This is a genomic window from Nonomuraea sp. NPDC005983 (assembly GCF_040614375.1).
Lineage (GTDB): Bacteria > Actinomycetota > Actinomycetes > Streptosporangiales > Streptosporangiaceae > Nonomuraea.
The window spans coordinates 1-3,546 of record NZ_JBEXUP010000274.1 but is presented as its reverse complement, the minus strand read 5'-3'; the positions used below and the strand labels follow the sequence as shown (position 1 = coordinate 3,546).

Annotated in this window: 3 protein-coding genes; all 3 read left to right on the top strand. The window is 68.6% G+C overall.

Annotated features, from left to right (window positions below; genetic code table 11):
• Nucleotides 1-339 (top strand): carbohydrate-binding protein (locus ABZ297_RS46480; protein ID WP_355360940.1); only part of this gene is annotated, 339 nt, incomplete at its 5' end.
• 6 nt (nt 340-345) lie between these two features.
• Nucleotides 346-1,536 carry a carbohydrate-binding protein gene (locus tag ABZ297_RS46475; RefSeq protein WP_355360937.1) on the top strand — a complete coding sequence of 397 codons (1,191 nt, stop codon included), beginning with the start codon at nt 346-348 and terminating at the stop codon, nt 1,534-1,536.
• A partial coding sequence (locus tag ABZ297_RS46470; protein ID WP_355360934.1) for a discoidin domain-containing protein occupies nt 1,533-3,546 on the top strand: 2,014 nt, incomplete at its 3' end. The genes ABZ297_RS46475 and ABZ297_RS46470, both read left to right, overlap by 4 nt.

The following is a 3,546-nucleotide window of genomic DNA, read 5'->3' as shown; positions in this document are numbered from 1 at the left end:
CAGGGCGCCGTCGAGTCGAACCACACCGGGTTCACCGGCACCGGGTTCGTCAACTACGACAACGTCACCGGCTCCTACGTCGAGTTCACCGTCACCGCGCAGGCGGCCGGGCAGAAGACGATCACGCTGCGCTACGCGAACGGCACCACGGTCAACCGGCCGATGGCCATCGCGGTCAACGGCGTCGCCGTCGAGCGCGACTTCAACGGCACCGGCAGCTGGGACACCTGGCAGACCACCTCCATCGCCGCCCAACTCGACGCGGGGACCAACACGATCAGGGCGACCGCCACCACGGCCAACGGGGGCCCCAACCTCGACAAGATCACTATCGGATAGGAAATCATGGAACTGACCCGCCGCCAGCTGGGAACCCTCTTCGGCGCCGCGCTCCTCACCCCCTACCTGCCCACCCGCCCCGCCACGGCGGCCACCTCAGCGGCCACCTCAGCGGCTCTCGCCTGGAAGCTGATGTGGGCCCCCGAAGCCTCGGTCGACGGCCTCAACGCGTTCGAGACCATCGAGGACGACCGGGCCGACTCACACCCCGCCGGCCAGCCGCACATCTTCCCCGAAGGCGACAACTTCCGCTTCAACATGCACACGGTCGACCGCGACTCGATGACCGACCGGCAGCGGCAGGAGGTGACCGGCAACCGCACCCCGAGCGGCTACCTGCAGTGGCTGAACGGCGAGACCTGGCGCGTCACCTACTCGATGTTCATCCCGTCCTCGCTCAAGGCGACCACCACCTTCACCCACATCAGCCAGACCAAGATGCCCGGCACGGGCACCAACCCGATCACCGTCACCTCGCTGCGCCGGGTGAACGGCGTGCAGACCATCGAGCACAAGATCTTCCAGTCGGACATCCTGGTCGGCCGGACCGACCTGGAGCCGCTGCAGGACACCTGGATCGACGCCGAGTACGAGATCAAGATCGGCGACGGCGGCGCGGGCTCGGTCCGCTGGGTGCTGCGCAAGGGCGGCACCACCCTCGTCGACGCGACCAAGACCGGCGACACCTTCCTCGGCGACCGGGTCCGCCCCAAGTGGGGCATCTACCGCTCGCTCGGCGACACGTCCGGGTCGCTGCAGAACTGCTATCTGCTGCTCACCGACGTGCGCGCCTACAAGCAGGTGCAGGCGGTCGCCACCCGGCTGGAGGCGGAGAACGCGGCGATCTCGCAGGGCGTGGTCGAGTCCAACCACGCCGGGTTCTCCGGCACCGGCTTCGTCAACACCGACAACGTGGCCGGCTGCTACGTCCAATGGACGTACGACGCCGCGACCGCGGGGCCCGCGGCGCTCACCCTGTGCTACGCCAACGGCACCACGGCCGACCGGCCCATGGACATCTCCGTCAACGGGACGATCGTCGCGTCCGGCGTGAGCTTCGCCGGCACCGGTGCCTGGACCACCTGGGCGTCCAAGAACCTCAGCGCCACCCTCGTGACGGGCGCGAACACGATCCGCGTCACCGGCACCACCGCCAACGGCTGCCCGAACCTCGACTACCTGGAGGTCCTGCAGTGAGACCGTCGCGGCGTGACGTCCTGCGAACCTGGGTGCTCGCGCTCCTGCTCGCCCTGCTCACCGTCAGCCCTGCGCGGGCCGACCTGCAGGCCCCGCGCCAGGCCTTCCTGCGCAACTCCGTCGCCGGGCTCTTCCTGCACTGGGGTGAGCGCACCTCGCCGCAGCACACCAGCTGCAGCGCCTGGGAGGCCGACGTCACCAACGGCGGCTGGACGCCGACGTACTGGGTGAACGAGGCCAAGAAGCTGCACGCCCAGTACATCGTGCTGGCCACCTTCCACAGCAGGCTCGGCTACGCCAGGCCGTACCCGTCGGCCATCCCCGGCTCATGCCGCACCACGCGGGACTTCCTCGGTGAGCTGATCGACGCCGCCGACGCGCAGGGCCTGAAGGTCATCAACTACATGACCGACGACCCGCAGTGGCACAACGAGGGGCTCAGCTCCGGCGACTGGCTCAACTCCTCGGCCTTCTCCGGCTACGTCGGCCACAGCGTGGACCTGACCACCCGCGACGGCTTCGGCGAGTTCAGCTACCTGCAGTTCTTCGAGCAGATGCAGCGCTACCCCAAGCTGGCCGGGTTCTGGATCGACAACGACAACGCCTACTGGGAGCGCAACAACCTCTACGCCAAGATCTACCAGCAGCGCCCCGACATGACGATCTCGAACAACAACGAAGACACGCCGATCATGGACATGATCAGCAACGAGCAGAAGACCGGCATGACGCCGTCGTACGACTACCCGCAGGCGGTCTACACGGCGCTGCCCCGGCTGATCGAGGCCGACTTCAAGCTCCCCACCGGCGGCCCCTGGTGGTACGGCGGGTCCGACGAGGCCGTCGACCGCAAGCTCACCCTGGGACGGCTCGTCACCAACGCCGGCTCGTCGGTCAAGGCGCTGATGGCCGAGACCGCGATGGTCAACGGGAAGTTCCCCACCCAGCAGGCGAACTTCAACAACTTCGCCAACACCTACCTGGAGCAGATCTGGGAGTCGCTCGGCGGCACCGAGGGCGGCGGCTACATGTACGGCGGGCTGAAGCCGGGATTCTGGAACAACGGCGCGCACGGCGTGACCACGATCGCCAAGAACGACCCCGACCGGCACTACATCCACGTGATCACACCGCCGTCCGGCAGCACGCTGTCGGTGCGCGACAACGGCTACGCGATCAGCTCGGTGACCGACCTGCGCACCGGCGCGCCGATCACGTTCACCCAGGCGAACGGGGCGCTGACGTTGAGCGGGATCACCACCTGGGACCCGTACGACACCGTCTTCAAGGTCATCTCCAACGGACGGCAGGGCATCTACACCGGCGTCACCCTGTCCGCCGGCTCGTCCACCAGCGGTCACGGCGCGTCCGCGGCGGGCGACGGCGACTACCTCACCTACTGGGACAGCAACGCCGCCGAGCCGGCCTCGCTCACCTTCGACCTGGGCTCGGCCAAGCGCGTCCAGTACCTGGCGGTCAACCAGCGGGAGGACTCCACCGTCTACCCGTCGTCCGGGTCCGCGCGGATCTCCGGCTACCAGGTGCACGTCAGCAACGACGGGTCGACCTGGGGGAGTGCGGTCAAGACCGGCACCGTGCCCAACGCGCGGGGCGTCCAGTTCATCGACCTGAGCGCGACCACCGCCCGCTACGTCCGGCTCACCAAGACCGGCCACCACGGCGTGTCCCGCTGGCGGGTCGACGAGGCGTGGGTCGGCGGCCAGTACCCGGGCGGCGGCGGCACCAACCCGCCGCCCGGCCGGTACGAGGCGGAGGACGCGACGATCTCGCAGGGTGTCTTCGAGAACTCCCACACCGGTTTCAGCGGCACCGGCTACGTCAACGGCGACAATGTGGCGGGCTCGTACCTGCAGTGGACGTTCCCGGCCGCGTCGACCGGAACGGCGACGGTCAGGCTGCGTTACGCCAACGGCACCACGGCCAACCGGCCCTCGGCCATCGCGGTCAACGGGACGACGGTGTTCGCCTCGCGTGACTACGCGGGCACGG

Excerpts from the sequence above, each read along its gene's own strand:
- ABZ297_RS46475 (WP_355360937.1), top strand. The coding sequence starts at position 346 with ATGGAACTGACCCGCCGCCAGCTGGGAACCCTCTTCGGCGCCGCGCTC.